Origin of the sequence: Halalkalibacter lacteus (genome assembly GCF_036663595.1) — a bacterium.
In the GTDB taxonomy this organism is placed as follows: Bacteria; Bacillota; Bacilli; order Bacillales; family Bacillaceae_D; genus Halalkalibacter; species Halalkalibacter lacteus.
Window position 1 is genome coordinate 143743 of the sequence record NZ_JAWRVL010000005.1, and the last position, 15266, is coordinate 159008.

The following is a 15266-nucleotide window of genomic DNA, read 5'->3' on the forward strand; positions in this document are numbered from 1 at the left end:
GACTAACCAGATTTTTGATTTGTCTGGTTAGTCTTTTCGGAAGAAAATTAAGGATAAATGGTAACCTCTCCTAGTTTTTCTAATTCAAATAATCCATTGGATTTTTCAGTTGTCCGTTTTCATATACTTCAAAATGGAGGTGGATTCCGGTTGAGTTGCCGGTTTGACCCATTATTCCGATTTTTTGCCCTTTAGCTACTGTTTGTCCGACTTTTACATCAATCGAATCCAAGTGAGCATATAATGTTTCCATACCATTGTTATGATTAATTCGCACCAGGTTTCCGTAGCCACCTTGGCTTCCAGCAAATGATACAGTACCGTTATCTGCAGCTAATATATTATAGTTACTTGGTCTTGCAATATCAATTCCGCGATGAAATCTTCCCCAACGATTCCCTTGCTGACTAGATATATACCCCCCAACAGCAGGCCAGCCTAATGAACCAGAACCACGTGATGGCATTACTTTTGTTCCTTTAACGATCAGTTTCTTCACCGGTTCTTTCGTTACTTCTTCTGAAAGGACTTCTCGTTTAATTACATTTCCATTTCGTTCGGTAATCTCATACTCAAGTACTTGTTTACCCGTTTGACCCTCCTGTGTAACTTTTTGATCACCTTTCCACATGGAGTCATCTTCTTTTATTTCTGTTTGAAAAGGAATTTCTTCTTCTACTTTCTTAACGTGCGTTGCTAGAACCTTCACTAAAGGCTCATAAACCGTTACTTGAATCTCTTGACCTATACGAATAACACTATCCTCTTGCAAATCTTTATTTAACTCCAACAATTCAGAGGTTGATAGGTCGTAATCACTTGCAATTGAGATTAGAACATCCCCTTCTTGAACGATATATGGCTGTTCTTCTAAGACACCTTTATTTAATTTCTCCACTGCTTCCTCAGCTGAAACAACTTCTTCAGGCAAAACAAGCGATTCTTCCTCTATTACTTCTTCTGTAAGTGATAGATTCGTAATCTTTTTCTCCCCAACTTTTAACGTATGTTCTTCATCTATTTCACTTTGAAATTGTTCATATACTTCTTCATCAACATATTGTGTAATCAATTTTTCAAGCGCTCGTTCTGTTTCCTCATTAGTAGGTAAATAAACAGCTGGCTTATCATCAATCACTAAGGCAATAGCCTCCGCCTGAACGATCAATTCATCTTCTAAAGCAGTTACTATATCTTCATCTTCTTTTTCTTCAATAAATACAAATTCCGGAATAATTCTTATCTTTTCATCAATTTGAAGAGACAGATTTGGGTATTTATCCTCATATTCATTTAGCGTTTCTTCAATGTATGTAAGAACAGGCTCAGCATCTTGTACCGTGCCGATAAGTTTATCTCCAACATAAATATGATAAATCGTATGTACATCCGGTTCACCTTCTGCCTTAGCCACTGTCATAGTTACAAATAGACTTATGACTATAAATAATAGCACAAAACATGTTTGAACTACTTTTTTTTCGGATATAACACTAAATGAATGTAAATGTTCTTCTTTTTGTTTATACGTTAAAATCATTTCTTCCTCCTACAATTATGAAGCTCTTTAACTATGACCAGTCGTGCACGTACAGCGGTGAGAAACATCGCTTCTATTTGAAAACATCTATAAGTCTTACATTTCTACTACATTTGACAAAGTTCGCCAACCTTCATCATTCTAGCATATTCTCATTTTAAAGAGGGAACTAAATAGAGTGAAAAACAAATTGTAATATGCTTGTCATATTAGTGGGTAATTTAGGTAATTACGTCGAGTGAACTTTCGATTTAAAACGGGGACAAAAACTCCGTTCGCTGCTCATTGAAAAGCCTCTAAATAAAATAAAACCCGCATGGAATTTAAATTCCATACGGGTTTAAAGTGCCGGCCAGAGGACTTGAACCCCCAACCTACTGATTACAAGTCAGTTGCTCTACCAATTGAGCTAGGCCGGCAAAAAGTGGTGGCTCAGGACGGAATCGAACCGCCGACACATGGATTTTCAGTCCATTGCTCTACCGACTGAGCTACTGAGCCAACATATTATGAAATTAAACGTACTTTAGTTTAAATGGCGGTCCGGACGGGACTCGAACCCGCGACCTCCTGCGTGACAGGCAGGCATTCTAACCAACTGAACTACCGGACCAATCTATGTAAAGTTAAAAGATAATGGTGACCCGTACGGGAATCGAACCCGTGATACCGCCGTGAAAGGGCGGTGTCTTAACCGCTTGACCAACGGGCCACTTTAGTAATAAAAATGGTGAGCCATGAAGGATTCGAACCTTCGACCCTCTGATTAAAAGTCAGATGCTCTACCAGCTGAGCTAATGGCTCTTACTGTTATTTCTAGGAAATATATTCATGTCGTTGTCGACGATAAATATCTCGATTGTCTTACTTATTTTTCCGTTCGCTTGTCTTTCCTCTTAGCGACAAGATTTATAATACCATAGCATCATATTAAAAACAAGTAGTTATTCAAAAAAATATTTCGCGTGTTATTTAAATCAACTAAAAGCCTCTTACAGCATAGCGAAAAATAGCGAAGGATGCAAGACTTATCGAACTTGCACCCTTCATTTGTACTCAATTTAAGCAAATACACCACGAACTAGATTTGTTTGATTACGGTCTGGTCCAACAGAAAAAATCGTTAATGGAATACCAGACAGTTGAGATACACGCTCAATATAATGACGCGCATTCACAGGAAGCTCATCTAGTGATTTCACTCCTGTTATATCTTCTTCCCAACCAGGAAGCTCTTCATACACTGGCTCACATTCAGCAAGTACTTTTAGACTAGCTGGGAATTCTTCCATTACTTCTCCACGGTATTTGTATGCTGTACAAATCTTTAATGTTTTAATCCCTGTTAGAACGTCAATGGAGTTCAATGACAAGTCTGTGATTCCACTTACACGACGTGCATGACGAACAACAACACTATCAAACCAACCTACACGACGGGGACGACCTGTTGTTGTACCATACTCATTTCCTACTTCACGGATATTATCACCGATTTCATCATGTAACTCTGTTGGGAAAGGACCATCACCAACACGAGTTGTATAAGCTTTTGATACACCTACAACATGGTTAATCTTTGACGGTCCTACACCTGATCCAATTGTTACACCACCAGCAATTGGGTTAGAAGACGTAACAAATGGATATGTACCTTGATCAATATCAAGCATAACCCCTTGAGCACCTTCAAATAATACACGGCGTCCATCATCTAATGCATCATTTAACACAACAGATGTATCACAAACATACTGTGCTATTTGTTGGCCATATTCATAATACTCTTCAAGGATCTCCTCTTTCGTAAATCCTTCTACTTCATAATACTTTTCAAACATACGGTTTTTCTCTTCAAGGTTACGCTCTAATTTTTCTTCAAATACTTCTTTATCAAGTAAATCAGCGATTCGAATTCCAATACGAGCAGCCTTATCCATATAAGCTGGACCAATACCTTTTTTTGTTGTTCCAATTTTATTGGCACCTTTTCGTTCTTCCTCAACGATATCTAACTTCAAATGATAAGGAAGGATAACATGAGCACGATTACTAATACGTAAATTGCTTGTATCTACATCGCGATCATGCAAATAAGCTAGTTCTTCTACAATTGCTTTTGGATCAATAACCATTCCGTTACCAATCACACAACTTTTATCTTTATAGAAAATCCCGGATGGAATTAAATGAAGTTTGTATTTATTTCCACCAAATACGATTGTATGTCCTGCATTATTTCCACCTTGGTAACGAGCAACAACTTCAGCTTTTTCTGAAAGATAATCTGTAATCTTACCTTTACCTTCATCGCCCCATTGTGTCCCTACAACAACAACTGATGACATGTGATGCACCTCCACCTTAACTACTGTATCTAGGTTAATTATTTTACTATTTCCAAAGCCAATCATAAGTATACCAACTTAAAAAACGTGCGTCAATGCAAAACACGAACGTTTTAAATACCATTTTTGACATTTGTTCGCTTTAAGAGAGATTATTTCTACCATAGAAAAAAGACTATTGACTTCAACATTTCGGTCTAGTTTTTCTTGACCAATTGACCACTTTTATTAGCAAAACGATCATTTTGCTGCGTGCCTGCTAAAAAAAACTACTTATAGCTAAGCACCCGGCGGCATATTACTTTCATCGTGTCGCCGTTCTAAGTTCACAAACTTATTGTATTCTTTTACAAAGGCAAGTTCAACCGTACCTACTGGACCATTACGCTGTTTTGCAATAATAATCTCAATAATATTTTGATTTTCGGTTTCTTTATCATAATAATCATCACGATATAAAAACGCAACAATGTCAGCATCTTGCTCAATACTTCCAGATTCACGAATATCAGACATCATCGGTCGTTTATCTTGGCGTGATTCAACCCCACGCGAAAGCTGTGAAAGGGCAATAACGGGTACCTCTAACTCACGGGCAATTTGCTTTAATGTACGGGAAATTTCTGATACTTCCTGCTGACGATTTTCACCACTTTTTCCATTTCCTTGAATAAGTTGTAAATAGTCAATCATGATCATCCCTAAACCTTGTTCTTGCTTTAATCTACGACACTTCGCACGGATATCATTTACTTTCACCCCTGGAGTATCATCGATATAAATTCCTGCTTTCGCCAGACTACCCATTGCCATCGTTAGCTTTTGCCAATCCTCAGAATTCAGCGCACCTGTCCTCATACGTTGTGCATCAATATTCCCCTCCGCACAAAGCATCCGTTGAACAAGCTGACTCGCTCCCATCTCTAAACTAAAGATCGCCACATTTTCTCCTGCACGCGTCGCGACATTTTGTGAAATATTTAAGGCAAAAGCTGTTTTCCCAACGGACGGTCGCGCCGCAACGATAATTAAATCATTTCGTTGAAACCCAGCAGTCATTCGATCTAGCTCTACGAAACCAGTAGGAATACCGGTAATGTCACCTGTCTGATTTTGCAGTTCTTCAATTTTGTCATAGGTTTCAATTAATACGTCTTTAATAGAAATAAACGCACTCGTATTTTTTCGCTGGGAAACATCGAGTATTGTTTTTTCAGCCTCTGTAAGAATCGTATCAACTTCTTCTTCACTTGCGTAGCCGTCTGCAGCGATATTCGTTGCTACTTTTATTAACCTACGTAGTACGGACTTTTCTTCGACCATCCTACTGTAGTATTCAACATTAGCAGCAGTTGGAACAGAATTAGCAAGATCACCTAAATAAGCAACTCCGCCAATCTCATCAAGCCATTTTCGATCCTGAAGCTCTGACGTTACTGTGACAAGGTCCACCGGTTCACCCTTCTCAGCCAAATCAAGCATCACTTCATATACTCGCTGATGAGAAGCACGGTAAAAATCATCAGGTAACAAACGTTCTGAAGCCGTGACAAGTGCTTCATCCGCTAAAAAAATAGCACCTAAGACTGCTTGCTCAGCTTCAATATTCTGTGGTGGTGTACGGTCTGCAAACAAGTCACTCATGCTCTCTCTCCCCTTTAAAGAATCGTATCTATTTCATTTCTTAACAAGACAATGAACCATTTTTATTTCTCAAATGTAGTTATTTTCCCCTAAATTATTCTTTCCCATAAACAGATACTTCTTATCACATATGAGCGCCCGCTCCCTAACGAAAGAAAAACAAGATGGCTGATTCGCTAATCAACCATCTGTTCTAAAAGGTTATTCTTCTACGACATGCACTTTCACTGTTGCAATTACTTCTGGATGAATCTTAATCGGTACATTTGTGTAACCAAGGGCGCGAATTGGCTCATCTAGTAAAATTTTACGCTTGTCCACTTTTTTCTTCATCTTCTTTAATGTCTCAGCGATTTGTTTCGTTGAAATTGCTCCAAATAGACGTCCACCTTCGCCAGCTTTCGCTTTGATTTCAACTACTAAGGCTTCTAACTCTTCCTTATAAGCTTTCGCTTGGTCAAGTTCCTCGTCTACTTTCTTTTGTTGACTCTTTTGCTTAGCCTCTAAATTAGCCATATTTCCTTTCGTTGCTTCAACTGCAAGGTTGTTAGGTAGTAAATAGTTTCTTGCATATCCTTCAGAGACGTTTTTCGTTTCGCCTTTTTTTCCTTTTCCTTTTACATCAGCTAAAAAAATGACTTTCATTATGATTTTCCCCCTTCTAAATAATCATCTATCGCATCTTTAAGCTGCTCCTTCGCTTCCTCTATACTTACTTCTTCAAGCTGAGTTGCAGCATTAGACAGGTGACCTCCACCATTTAATCGTTCCATAATTAATTGAACATTTATCTCACCAAGAGAACGTGCACTGATGCTTACAAGGCCGTCCTTTCGTTTTGAAATCACAAATGAGGCGACAATATCTTTCATCGTTAAAAGTGTATCTGCAGCTTGAGCAATAATAATCTGACTACACATTTCACCCTCTTTTGCAGTTGCAATGGCCACACCATTTCGATAATAGTCAGCACTCTCGATTAGTTTAGCACGCTTGACATAATGGTCCAAGTCTTCTTTTAAAAGCTTTTGTACAAGCGTAGTATCTGCTCCATTTGACCGTAAAAAAGAGGCTGCATCGAATGTTCTAGCTCCCGTTCGAACAGCGAAACTCTTCGTATCAACAATAATCCCTGCTAATAAGGCGGTTGCTTCTAAACGATCCATTTTTAATGTTTTTGGTTGATATTCAAGAAGTTCTGTTACCAACTCAGCCGTAGATGACGCATATGGCTCCATATAGACAAGAACAGGGTCACGGATAAAATCTTCTCCACGGCGATGATGATCAAGGACCACAATTCGTTCTACTTGTTCTAGCAGCTTCGGTTCTATTACCATTGAAGGCTTGTGAGTATCGACAATAATTAATAACGTTTCAGGTGTTACTTCTTCTAACGCCTCAACTGGTGTGATGAATTTTGACCATAAATCATCATGATTCTCTACTTCTTCCATCAGCTTTTGAACATCATGATTAATATCATGATGATCGAGAATGATTGTTGCCTCTTTACCATTGACATCTGCAATTTTTTGAACACCAATAGCAGCACCGATCGCATCCATATCAGGGTTTTTATGTCCCATAATAAATACTTTTTCACTTTCAAGCACAAAATCTCGTAATGCATGTGAAATGACACGAGCTCTTACTCTTGTCCGTTTTTCGAGGGCATTTGACTTCCCACCATAAAACGTAACTTTTCCATTCTTTTTCTTAATTGCGACTTGATCTCCACCGCGTCCGAGTGCTAGATCAAGACTTGATTGGGCTAAAATTCCTAACTCTCTTAACGAGTCTTCTCCTGTCCCAACTCCAATACTTAAAGTAATTGGGACCTTCTCTTTTCCTGTTAATTCTCGTATTTCATCGAGAATATCAAAACGATTCTTCTCAATCGCCTGTAATACCTTTACGTTCATAACGGCAATAAAGCGATCTGAAGCTATCCTTCGCAAGAAAATTTGATTTTCATTTGCCCAGTTGTTCAGCGCTAATGTCACCTGGCTCATTAAACGACTACGCACTTGGTCTTCCATTCCTTGCGTGACTTCATCGTAATTATCGAGAAAAATGAGTGAGACAACCGTCTGAGCTTCTTCATATAACACTTTTGTCTCTTCATTTTCCGTTACATCTAAAAAGTAAATCAAACGTTCATTTTGTTCAATCGAGACATGAAAAAACAATTCGCCTATTTGAATCGTATCACTACTTATATCCTCTTCTAGCAAAGTAATGAGCCCTTCACTAATACCTTTTATGTCTTTCCCAATCACTTCTGTCGAAATAATTGATGTAACATATGGATTCGCCCACTGAATTTTCTTTTCTTCATTGTAAAGGATAATCCCAATAGGCATTTTCGTTATGGCTTCTTCCCCTGCTTTAGTCACTCTATAAGAAAGGGTTAAAATATACTCTTCTAGGTCACGCTCAAAAGAAATCCTAGCTTGGACCGCATAGAATGCAAGGACTCCTAACGTAAAGAAGCCTATCAAACCAATTTGCCATTGATACCAAGTTAAAATACCAACAAAAGTAAGAGCAACAGCAAACAGGGTGATAATGTGGTAGCCGTGCCACCGTTTCATTAAGAACTTTGGCATAATGTCAGCTCCTATTTTTTCTCAGAAATACGTTTACGCAAATCAAAACCTAAATCAATAATTCCAACGATTCTTACTAAGTATAGTAGTGGTGAAATAATGACTACCACAATTACAAAAAGGATCGGAACAACTGTAGCAATCTTCTTTTGGTAACAATAATAAAAAACAAGCGCTAACCCTTGTACAGCTATGACGGTTTCTAACAACGGCAATAAATTCCAAATAACAACAAACAACGTTGATCCTTCTTCTGCACCAACCATAGCCAAAATTAAAATGATTAAATAATACCAAAGAAACGATTTAGGAAACTTCCAATTTCTAAAAGGCGGCAATGGACTTACTTCGTGTCCAAGTCTCCTTAATACATAATAACTAACCAACTTCGTAATAACGGCTAATGTAATTCCAACTCCGACTATCATGACTGGAGCTAAGTAAACAATATTATTAACCATTTCATACATTGCTTCAAGCTGATCGCCACTTTGGCCAAATGAACCTAATGTTGATTCTGTTAGTTTGAGCTGCTCTTTCGTTAAATCAGCTGCTAGGTGCATAGGGTTTTCACCAATAATTAGAACTAACCCTAAAAAGACTAGAAGCATATTAACCGTATAAACTAGTCCAGCACCAATTAATACGGAAAATCCATTTAGTTTACGGCGATACAACTCACCCATTACTAATCCTGCACTTCCAAAAAGAAAGGCCGTTGGTACTGTCGGCAATCCTCCTACTATAAAAGCTAAAAAGAAAGAAACCGCCCAAAGCATAAAACCAGACTTCAAGCCCCTTCTAAAAGTAAAGACAATGAATGGCAGAGGTAAAGCCCATACAGTTATCATACCAATGAAAGGAACATACGTTGTGATCAATAATAATATTGCGAAAACAGAGGCAAGCAGAGCACCTTCTGTTAACGTTCTTGTTTTCTTCACAAATACACCTCTTTTTCTAGCTAGCACTTCTAACAATTCATTCCTGATCTTTTTTATCCTTGGTCTATTTTAGCGTACTTACTCTTAAAATTAAAGCGCTGGCTTTAAATCAAAGCATTATTAACCGTTTTCATCCCTCACACCTGTAAGTAATTCTTCGGGCTTTACCTGTACATACGTAAAAAGCATGATAGAGTTTCACTCTACCATGCTAAATTCACTACATATTAGTTAACATCGTTAACATATGGCAATAAAGCGATTTGACGAGCACGCTTAATTGCAACAGTAAGTCGACGTTGATACTTCGCAGATGTTCCAGTTACACGGCGAGGAAGAATTTTTCCACGCTCTGAAATGAAACGCTTAAGAAGATCAGTGTCTTTATAATCGATTTTCGTAATTTTGTTTACAGTGAAGAAACAAACCTTACGACGCTTTGGACGACCACGACGAGCCATTTGACAGCACTCCTTTCCCATTATTATTTATGAAACATATTATATTCTTCGTTTAGTAAGAGAGGACGTTAGAACGGCAAATCGTCATCCGATATATCAATCGGCTTACCATCATTCGCAAATGGATCATCATTAAATCCACCAGATGAACGGTTTTGATTATTGTTCTGTTGCCTTCCAGAGTCGTTTCCAGTAGGTCCAGGACTACCAAAATAATCATTTCCCTGACCTTGGTTCGTGTTACCACCACCACGCGGTTCAAGGAATTGAACACTTTCTGCTACAACCTCTGTTACAAAAACACGGCGGCCTTCGTTGTTGTCGTAGCTACGTGTTTGCATGCGACCGTCTACACCAGCCAAACTACCCTTTTTCAAGTAGTTAGCTACATTTTCTGCAGGCTTTTGCCAAACGACACAGTTAATGAAATCTGCCTCGCGCTCACCTTGCTTATTAGAAAAAGTTCGGTTTACTGCAAGTGTAAAATTCGCTACTGCAACTCCATTTGGTGTATAACGTAATTCTGGATCACGCGTTAAGCGTCCTACTAGTACAACACGGTTCAGCATCCGAACCCCTCCCACTCAAATAAATTATTCTTCGTCTTTTGTAATAAGAACACGAATAACGTTATCGTTAATCTTAATAAGACGGTTAAATTCTGCAATCGCTTCTGAGTTAGCTTGTACATGTAGCAATACGTAGAAACCTTCACGATGATCGTTGATTTCATATGCTAAACGACGCTTACCCATCTCGTTAACCTTTTCGATTTCAGCACCATTTGTAGTTAAAACGTTATTAAAACGTTCAACCACTTCTTTAGTAGCTGCTTCTTCTAGGTTTGGAGCGATGATGTACATAATTTCGTACTTACGCATTCCGGTCCACCTCCTTTTGGTCTAGCGGCTCCCTAATCGGAGCAAGGAGCAAAACTCATTAAATGAGTCTATTTACTCGCATTATCAGATTATAACAGATTGATTCATTGGCTGCAAGTGATTTTCAAAAAGGAAATAAAGGTTCGTCTTATTGTGGTTTGGTAGAGTAATTTCACCTGGGGATCGCATTTTGGTATGGATTAATTATGAAAGGGTTGTCGCTCTTGAGGGTTATTAAGGAGATTAGTTATACTCGGGACTACATAGTGTAATTCCAATATAAGGGCATATGTTTGGTCACTCTTCTTAATTTGTAGTTTACTAGATCTCTCTTCTATACGCAATACAAAAAACTAATAATTCAGAAAAAAAGTGAAGTCACTATAGCTTGTTACAGGAGACTCTGAGCAACGATTATAACTCGATAACAGAAACAATGGTAAAAAGCAGATTAGTCGATCGACTAATCTGCTTCTATAATATGTGGTAAAAAATGATGGCAGCGACTCCGCTCATTGCTTCGAGATTTTTCAAAAAGGGAAAGTCGCCCTTTGGGGTTTAATCGATGATGGCAATGGCTCCGTTCACTGCGCGCTCGCTATGAGAAACCCCACTCATAGCGAGCTTAAAACCCGGCAGCGACTCCGCTCATTGCTTCGAGATTTTTCAAAAAGGGAAAGTCGCCCTTTTTGAAAAATCTCTTATACATTAAATCTAAAATGAACGACATCTCCGTCTTGGACGATGTATTCTTTTCCTTCTAGGCGTACTTTTCCTCTTTCTTTTGCGACTGTCATTGAGCCGGCGTCAACTAAGTCTTCATAAGAGACTACTTCAGCACGGATAAACCCGCGTTCGAAGTCTGTGTGGATAATCCCTGCTGCTTGAGGCGCTTTGATTCCTTTTTTAAATGTCCACGCTCTTACTTCTTGTACACCTGCAGTAAAATATGTTTGCAATCCTAATAGATCGTAAGCAGCTCGAATCAGTTGATCAAGTCCAGATTCTTTAATTCCTAATTCCTCAAGGAACATCTGCTTTTCATCACCATCAAGCTCTGCAATCTCTGATTCAATTTTCGCACAAACTAAAATCACTTCACTGCCCTCAGACGCTGCAAATTCTTTTACCTGCTTTACATAGTCATTATCTTCTGGTGAGAGTAAATCCTCTTCACTTACATTCGCTACATAAAGAACCGGCTTACTCGTAAGTAAATGCAGTTGTTTCACAATCTTTTGTTGATCATCTGTAAAATCAATGCTCCGAGCTGACTTTTCTTCTTCAAATGCATCATGAAGAAGCTGTAATACTTCTAACTCAGCTACTGCTTCTTTGTCTTTTGCTTTTGCTAACTTCGCCACACGAGTCATTCTTTTTTCAATTGATTCAAAATCGGCTAAAATTAATTCCAAATTAATAATTTGAATATCACGTAATGGATTCACTCCGCCTGACACATGGGTAATGTTATCATCAGCAAAACAACGAACAACATGAGAAATCGCATCTACTTGGCGAATATGAGAAAGAAATTTATTCCCTAACCCTTCTCCTTTGCTTGCTCCTTCAACGATTCCAGCGATATCCGTAAATTCAAAAGCAGTCGGGATCGTCTTTTTCGGTTCGACTAATTCCGTTAGTTTCTGCAAGCGATAATCAGGAACTTCTACGATTCCGACATTTGGGTCAATCGTACAAAATGGGTAGTTTGCTGATTCAGCCCCAGCTTGTGTTATTGCATTAAACAATGTCGATTTCCCTACATTCGGTAAACCGACTATTCCAGTTGTTAAAGCCACTAGATCCACTTCCTTCTTTCAATATCTTATTCTTATTCTTATTTCTAGAAAAACTAAGGCCCTCACCAAAGTCTTTTTAATCAAAAACAACAAAAATCATGCTACTCTTAATTGAAAAAGTAATTAATACAAGTGCGCATTCCTTCCAATTATAGTGATTACTACAAAAAAAGACAAGGCAATGAAGGTTTTCTCCCCTCATTGCCGATCACTGCTATTCAGATGCTCGCTCTAGTACTTTTTTTAATTTCTTTGAAAAATCCTTCCGCGAAAGCATTACACTATGCTGACACCCGAGGCATTTAATGCGGACATCCATTCCCATCCGGATGATTTTCCAGCGATTTTCCCCACAAGGATGTTGTTTCTTCATTTCTACCACATCATGGAGAGCAAACTCTTTATTGATCATGCAAGATGCCTCCTTCTCTTCTTCCTACAACCTTTTTATTGTTGTATTATACACGAAAGAGCGCAGATGAGTCGAGGACATCCCATAAAATTATCGATCTCGCCCCAATAGAGCACGATGGTGAAAAACGGGATAAAGAAGAAGCGAAGCTAGAACAAATAAGTTTAATACCCCATATAGTGGGTAAAGAATTGATATAAGTGTTGAAAATCCAAAAGTAGTTAATGGAGACATAATCGCTATTAAAAAAAGAGCAAGCAACCAGGCTGGTCCTTTTATCCAAGCTCTCATTCGCGAGAGTAAACCAAATACCCCAGCTGCTGCAGTTGTATAGATGGCTAGCCATAATAAAGCCGACATAATTAACATCATGAAGTAAGGATAATGCTTTAGGATCGCAAATAGTGGAATCTCATATAACATAATATCACCTGCTACTTGTAACAATGACTCATTGTAAAGAAACGAGATGGAACCAAGGATGACTCCACTTCCTATACACGCTATCCACATTTCCCCTTTATGTTTTACTTCATGACCAACAGCACCAATGACAGCAATTAACGGAAGAATATTAAGAGCAGTGAACGTTAAAGCAGATGGCCAATTGTGTTGTGCATCTATTTTAAATTGGATAGGAAACCCTTTTAAAGACTGAAACGCGAGTAAAATCGCAATTAAAAATACAATGAGAATAGGAATAATAAACGCATTCATGGACGTCATCCCTTTTGTATCCCATAAAAATAAAACGACAACGAGACCACCAATAATCAGTGTACCGAGCCAGTAAGGAACATGAACGACTTCAAGGGTTGCTCCACCTCCAGCAAGCATAATAACAGTTGTTGAGAACAAGTAAACGATGATCATCACATCATATATTTTAGATAAACGCTTGCCCATTAGTTCTTGTAGCACAGGTAAATAATGTGTTGATTTTTTTTCATAGCTGATCGTCATTATAACCTTACATGAAATGGTAAAAAGAATAGTAAAAAGTATAATTGCTAGTCCACTTTCAGCTCCAAAGAATTCCCAAAGCTCTCTCCCGGAAGCATAGCCAGCACCAATCATTGTACCAATAATGAGAAACATCCATTTTAAGCCGTTTGCCCACATGCGAAATCCTCTCCTCACCTCTTCTTTTCCTCATGTATGTATAGAAAGGAAAAAAGTTCCGTATACTGTTACTACTATGGTAAAGGAGGCGATGTTATGAGTACAAACCATCGTCTGTTCGGAAAAAAGAATTCACCGATGCGTGTTCATATGGAAGAAGCTACAGCAATCGAACAGATAGTCAAGCAATTATATGAAATGACTGAACCTCATCTAAAACGAGATCTTGTAGTCATCTGCATTGGAACCGATCGCTCAACAGGAGATTCACTTGGTCCTTTGATTGGATCAAAATTAGAGAATATGAATCTGAAACGTTTCTACATTTACGGTACGTTAGAAAAACCAGTTCATGCTGTAAATTTAGTAGAACGAATAGCAGAAGTAAAAGAAAAACATTCTCGCCCATTCGTTTTAGCTATTGATGCCTGTCTTGGTAGAATGAATAGTGTAGGGAAAATTACACTTGCTGAAGGACCGGTTCAACCGGGCGCTGCCGTCCAAAAAAAGTTACCTTCTATTGGTGATATTCATATGACTGGCATCGTTAACATAGGCGGTATGATGGAATATTTTGTATTACAGAATACACGTCTTCATACGGTTATGCAAATGGCTGAAACAATCGCAAAAGCGATTGGTGAAACAGATGCTCTTCTGCCTGAAAAAACGGCTTCTCCTTCACTATTACATTCATTACGTCTGAAGCCACAAATTCTCTTACGCTCTAAGAATGAACCATCTATGTAGAAAAAAGGGTCTGACTTCCATACAAGAAGTCAGACCCTAACGTATTTAAACAAAATAGTGTAAAATAGTTACAAATGCTGCTACAACAACAATACTTGGTAATAAATTTGCAACACGGACATGCAAGATTCCTAGAATATTTAATCCAATCGCAATAATCATAATGCCACCTGTTGCTGTCATTTCAAGAATAAATGCATTCATTAGTACTTCAGGCACAAACTGATTGATTTGAGTTGCTAGTAAGGCAATTACACCTTGATAGAGGACAACCGGAATCGCCGAGAAAATCACACCTAATCCTAACGTAGAAGTAAAAATGATTGCAGAAAAGCCATCGAGTAATGACTTAGTATATAAAACAGAATGATCGCCTCGTAATCCACTATCTAGCGCTCCAAGGATTGCCATTGCTCCAACAACATAAATGAGTGTTGCCGTTACAAATGCCTTTGCAATTGATCCGTCTTCTTTTGCCCCAACTTTTATTTCAACCCATGCACCTAGTCTTGCAAGCCGAGCTTCCAAGTCAATTTTTTCACCGATGATTCCGCCTATCACAAGGCTGCCAATAACGATTAGAAATTGCTCACTTTTTAGTGCCATTCCAAACCCTAAAACGACAACAGCAAGTGCGATCGCTTGCATTGTCGTCGTTTTCATTTGTTCTGAGATGTTTCGAACTAACAACCCAATTAATGATGCAATAATAATCGCTAACCCATTTACAAGTGTTCCTGTTAAAACCAT

At 38.4% G+C, this 15266-nt stretch carries 14 protein-coding genes and 5 tRNA genes; 1 reads left to right on the plus strand and 18 read right to left on the minus strand.

Translation table 11 applies throughout. From position 1 onward, the window contains the following. Positions 1-79: 79 nt before the first annotated feature. The 17 genes from SAZ04_RS05630 to SAZ04_RS05710 all read right to left on the minus strand — a co-directional run bounded on the left by SAZ04_RS05630 (position 80) and on the right by SAZ04_RS05710 (position 13766). Positions 80-1540, minus strand: a complete 1461-nt coding sequence (locus SAZ04_RS05630) for a peptidoglycan DD-metalloendopeptidase family protein (protein ID WP_332692349.1) — start codon at positions 1538-1540, stop codon at positions 80-82. 346 nt (positions 1541-1886) lie between these two features. Further along, a tRNA-Thr gene (locus SAZ04_RS05635) sits at positions 1887-1959 on the minus strand. Positions 1960-1965: 6 nt separating this feature from the next. Further along, positions 1966-2041 (minus strand) — tRNA-Phe (locus SAZ04_RS05640). A gap of 35 nt (positions 2042-2076) precedes the next feature. After that, a tRNA-Asp gene (locus tag SAZ04_RS05645) sits at positions 2077-2153 on the minus strand. Between the two features lie 24 nt (positions 2154-2177). Next, positions 2178-2252: transfer RNA gene (locus SAZ04_RS05650), tRNA-Glu, on the minus strand. A 16-nt stretch (positions 2253-2268) separates the two neighbouring features. After that, positions 2269-2344, minus strand: a tRNA-Lys gene (locus SAZ04_RS05655). Between the two features lie 257 nt (positions 2345-2601). Further along, a complete protein-coding gene (locus SAZ04_RS05660; protein ID WP_332692352.1) occupies positions 2602-3888 on the minus strand; it encodes an adenylosuccinate synthase in 1287 nt (428 codons plus the stop codon). 279 nt (positions 3889-4167) lie between these two features. Beyond that, positions 4168-5532 carry a replicative DNA helicase gene (gene dnaB, locus SAZ04_RS05665; RefSeq protein WP_332692354.1) on the minus strand — a complete coding sequence of 455 codons (1365 nt, stop codon included), beginning with the start codon at positions 5530-5532 and terminating at the stop codon, positions 4168-4170. A gap of 201 nt (positions 5533-5733) precedes the next feature. Then, on the minus strand, positions 5734-6177 hold the full coding sequence (gene rplI, locus SAZ04_RS05670; RefSeq protein WP_332692359.1) for a 50S ribosomal protein L9: 444 nt from the start codon (positions 6175-6177) through the stop codon (positions 5734-5736). After that, positions 6177-8144, minus strand: coding sequence for a DHH family phosphoesterase (locus SAZ04_RS05675; protein WP_332692361.1), 1968 nt, complete (start codon positions 8142-8144; stop codon positions 6177-6179). The genes rplI and SAZ04_RS05675 overlap by 1 nt, the downstream gene beginning before the upstream one ends. 11 nt (positions 8145-8155) lie before the next feature. Further along, a complete protein-coding gene (locus SAZ04_RS05680) occupies positions 8156-9088 on the minus strand; it encodes a YybS family protein (protein WP_332692363.1) in 933 nt (310 codons plus the stop codon). A 227-nt stretch (positions 9089-9315) separates the two neighbouring features. After that, positions 9316-9549, minus strand: coding sequence for a 30S ribosomal protein S18 (rpsR, locus tag SAZ04_RS05685; protein WP_332692365.1), 234 nt, complete (start codon positions 9547-9549; stop codon positions 9316-9318). A 68-nt stretch (positions 9550-9617) separates the two neighbouring features. Next, on the minus strand, positions 9618-10118 hold the full coding sequence (ssb, locus tag SAZ04_RS05690; protein WP_332692368.1) for a single-stranded DNA-binding protein: 501 nt from the start codon (positions 10116-10118) through the stop codon (positions 9618-9620). A gap of 24 nt (positions 10119-10142) precedes the next feature. Further along, positions 10143-10430 carry a 30S ribosomal protein S6 gene (gene rpsF / locus SAZ04_RS05695; protein ID WP_332692370.1) on the minus strand — a complete coding sequence of 96 codons (288 nt, stop codon included), beginning with the start codon at positions 10428-10430 and terminating at the stop codon, positions 10143-10145. A gap of 701 nt (positions 10431-11131) precedes the next feature. After that, positions 11132-12232 carry a redox-regulated ATPase YchF gene (gene ychF / locus SAZ04_RS05700; RefSeq protein WP_332692373.1) on the minus strand — a complete coding sequence of 367 codons (1101 nt, stop codon included), beginning with the start codon at positions 12230-12232 and terminating at the stop codon, positions 11132-11134. A gap of 214 nt (positions 12233-12446) precedes the next feature. After that, positions 12447-12644 (minus strand): DUF951 domain-containing protein, encoded by a 198-nt coding sequence (locus SAZ04_RS05705; protein WP_332692376.1) that lies wholly within the window; start codon positions 12642-12644, stop codon positions 12447-12449. A 90-nt stretch (positions 12645-12734) separates the two neighbouring features. After that, entirely contained in the window at positions 12735-13766 is a 1032-nt protein-coding gene (locus SAZ04_RS05710; RefSeq protein WP_332692379.1) for a YkvI family membrane protein, read from the minus strand. Positions 13767-13862: 96 nt separating this feature from the next. On the opposite strand from SAZ04_RS05710, the gene yyaC reads away from it, so the two are divergent. After that, positions 13863-14516, plus strand: a complete 654-nt coding sequence (gene yyaC, locus SAZ04_RS05715) for a spore protease YyaC (RefSeq protein WP_332692381.1) — start codon at positions 13863-13865, stop codon at positions 14514-14516. Between the two features lie 45 nt (positions 14517-14561). On the opposite strand, the gene SAZ04_RS05720 is transcribed toward yyaC, so the two are convergent. Beyond that, a complete protein-coding gene (locus SAZ04_RS05720) occupies positions 14562-15266 on the minus strand; it encodes a DUF554 domain-containing protein (protein WP_332692384.1) in 705 nt (234 codons plus the stop codon).

What these genes read in the sequence shown, in the direction of transcription:
- SAZ04_RS05660 (WP_332692352.1), bottom strand. Translation starts at nt 3,888, where the DNA reads ATGTCATCAGTTGTTGTTGTAGGGACACAATGGGGCGATGAAGGTAAA.
- rplI (WP_332692359.1), bottom strand. Translation starts at nt 6,177, where the DNA reads ATGAAAGTCATTTTTTTAGCTGATGTAAAAGGAAAAGGAAAAAAAGGC.
- SAZ04_RS05710 (WP_332692379.1), bottom strand. Translation starts at nt 13,766, where the DNA reads ATGTGGGCAAACGGCTTAAAATGGATGTTTCTCATTATTGGTACAATG.
- ssb (WP_332692368.1), bottom strand. Translation starts at nt 10,118, where the DNA reads ATGCTGAACCGTGTTGTACTAGTAGGACGCTTAACGCGTGATCCAGAA.
- SAZ04_RS05720 (WP_332692384.1), bottom strand. Translation starts at nt 15,266, where the DNA reads ATGGTTTTAACAGGAACACTTGTAAATGGGTTAGCGATTATTATTGCA.
- SAZ04_RS05705 (WP_332692376.1), bottom strand. Translation starts at nt 12,644, where the DNA reads ATGATCAATAAAGAGTTTGCTCTCCATGATGTGGTAGAAATGAAGAAA.
- SAZ04_RS05675 (WP_332692361.1), bottom strand. Translation starts at nt 8,144, where the DNA reads ATGCCAAAGTTCTTAATGAAACGGTGGCACGGCTACCACATTATCACC.
- SAZ04_RS05630 (WP_332692349.1), bottom strand. Translation starts at nt 1,540, where the DNA reads ATGATTTTAACGTATAAACAAAAAGAAGAACATTTACATTCATTTAGT.
- yyaC (WP_332692381.1), top strand. Translation starts at nt 13,863, where the DNA reads ATGAGTACAAACCATCGTCTGTTCGGAAAAAAGAATTCACCGATGCGT.
- rpsF (WP_332692370.1), bottom strand. Translation starts at nt 10,430, where the DNA reads ATGCGTAAGTACGAAATTATGTACATCATCGCTCCAAACCTAGAAGAA.
- dnaB (WP_332692354.1), bottom strand. Translation starts at nt 5,532, where the DNA reads ATGAGTGACTTGTTTGCAGACCGTACACCACCACAGAATATTGAAGCT.
- rpsR (WP_332692365.1), bottom strand. Translation starts at nt 9,549, where the DNA reads ATGGCTCGTCGTGGTCGTCCAAAGCGTCGTAAGGTTTGTTTCTTCACT.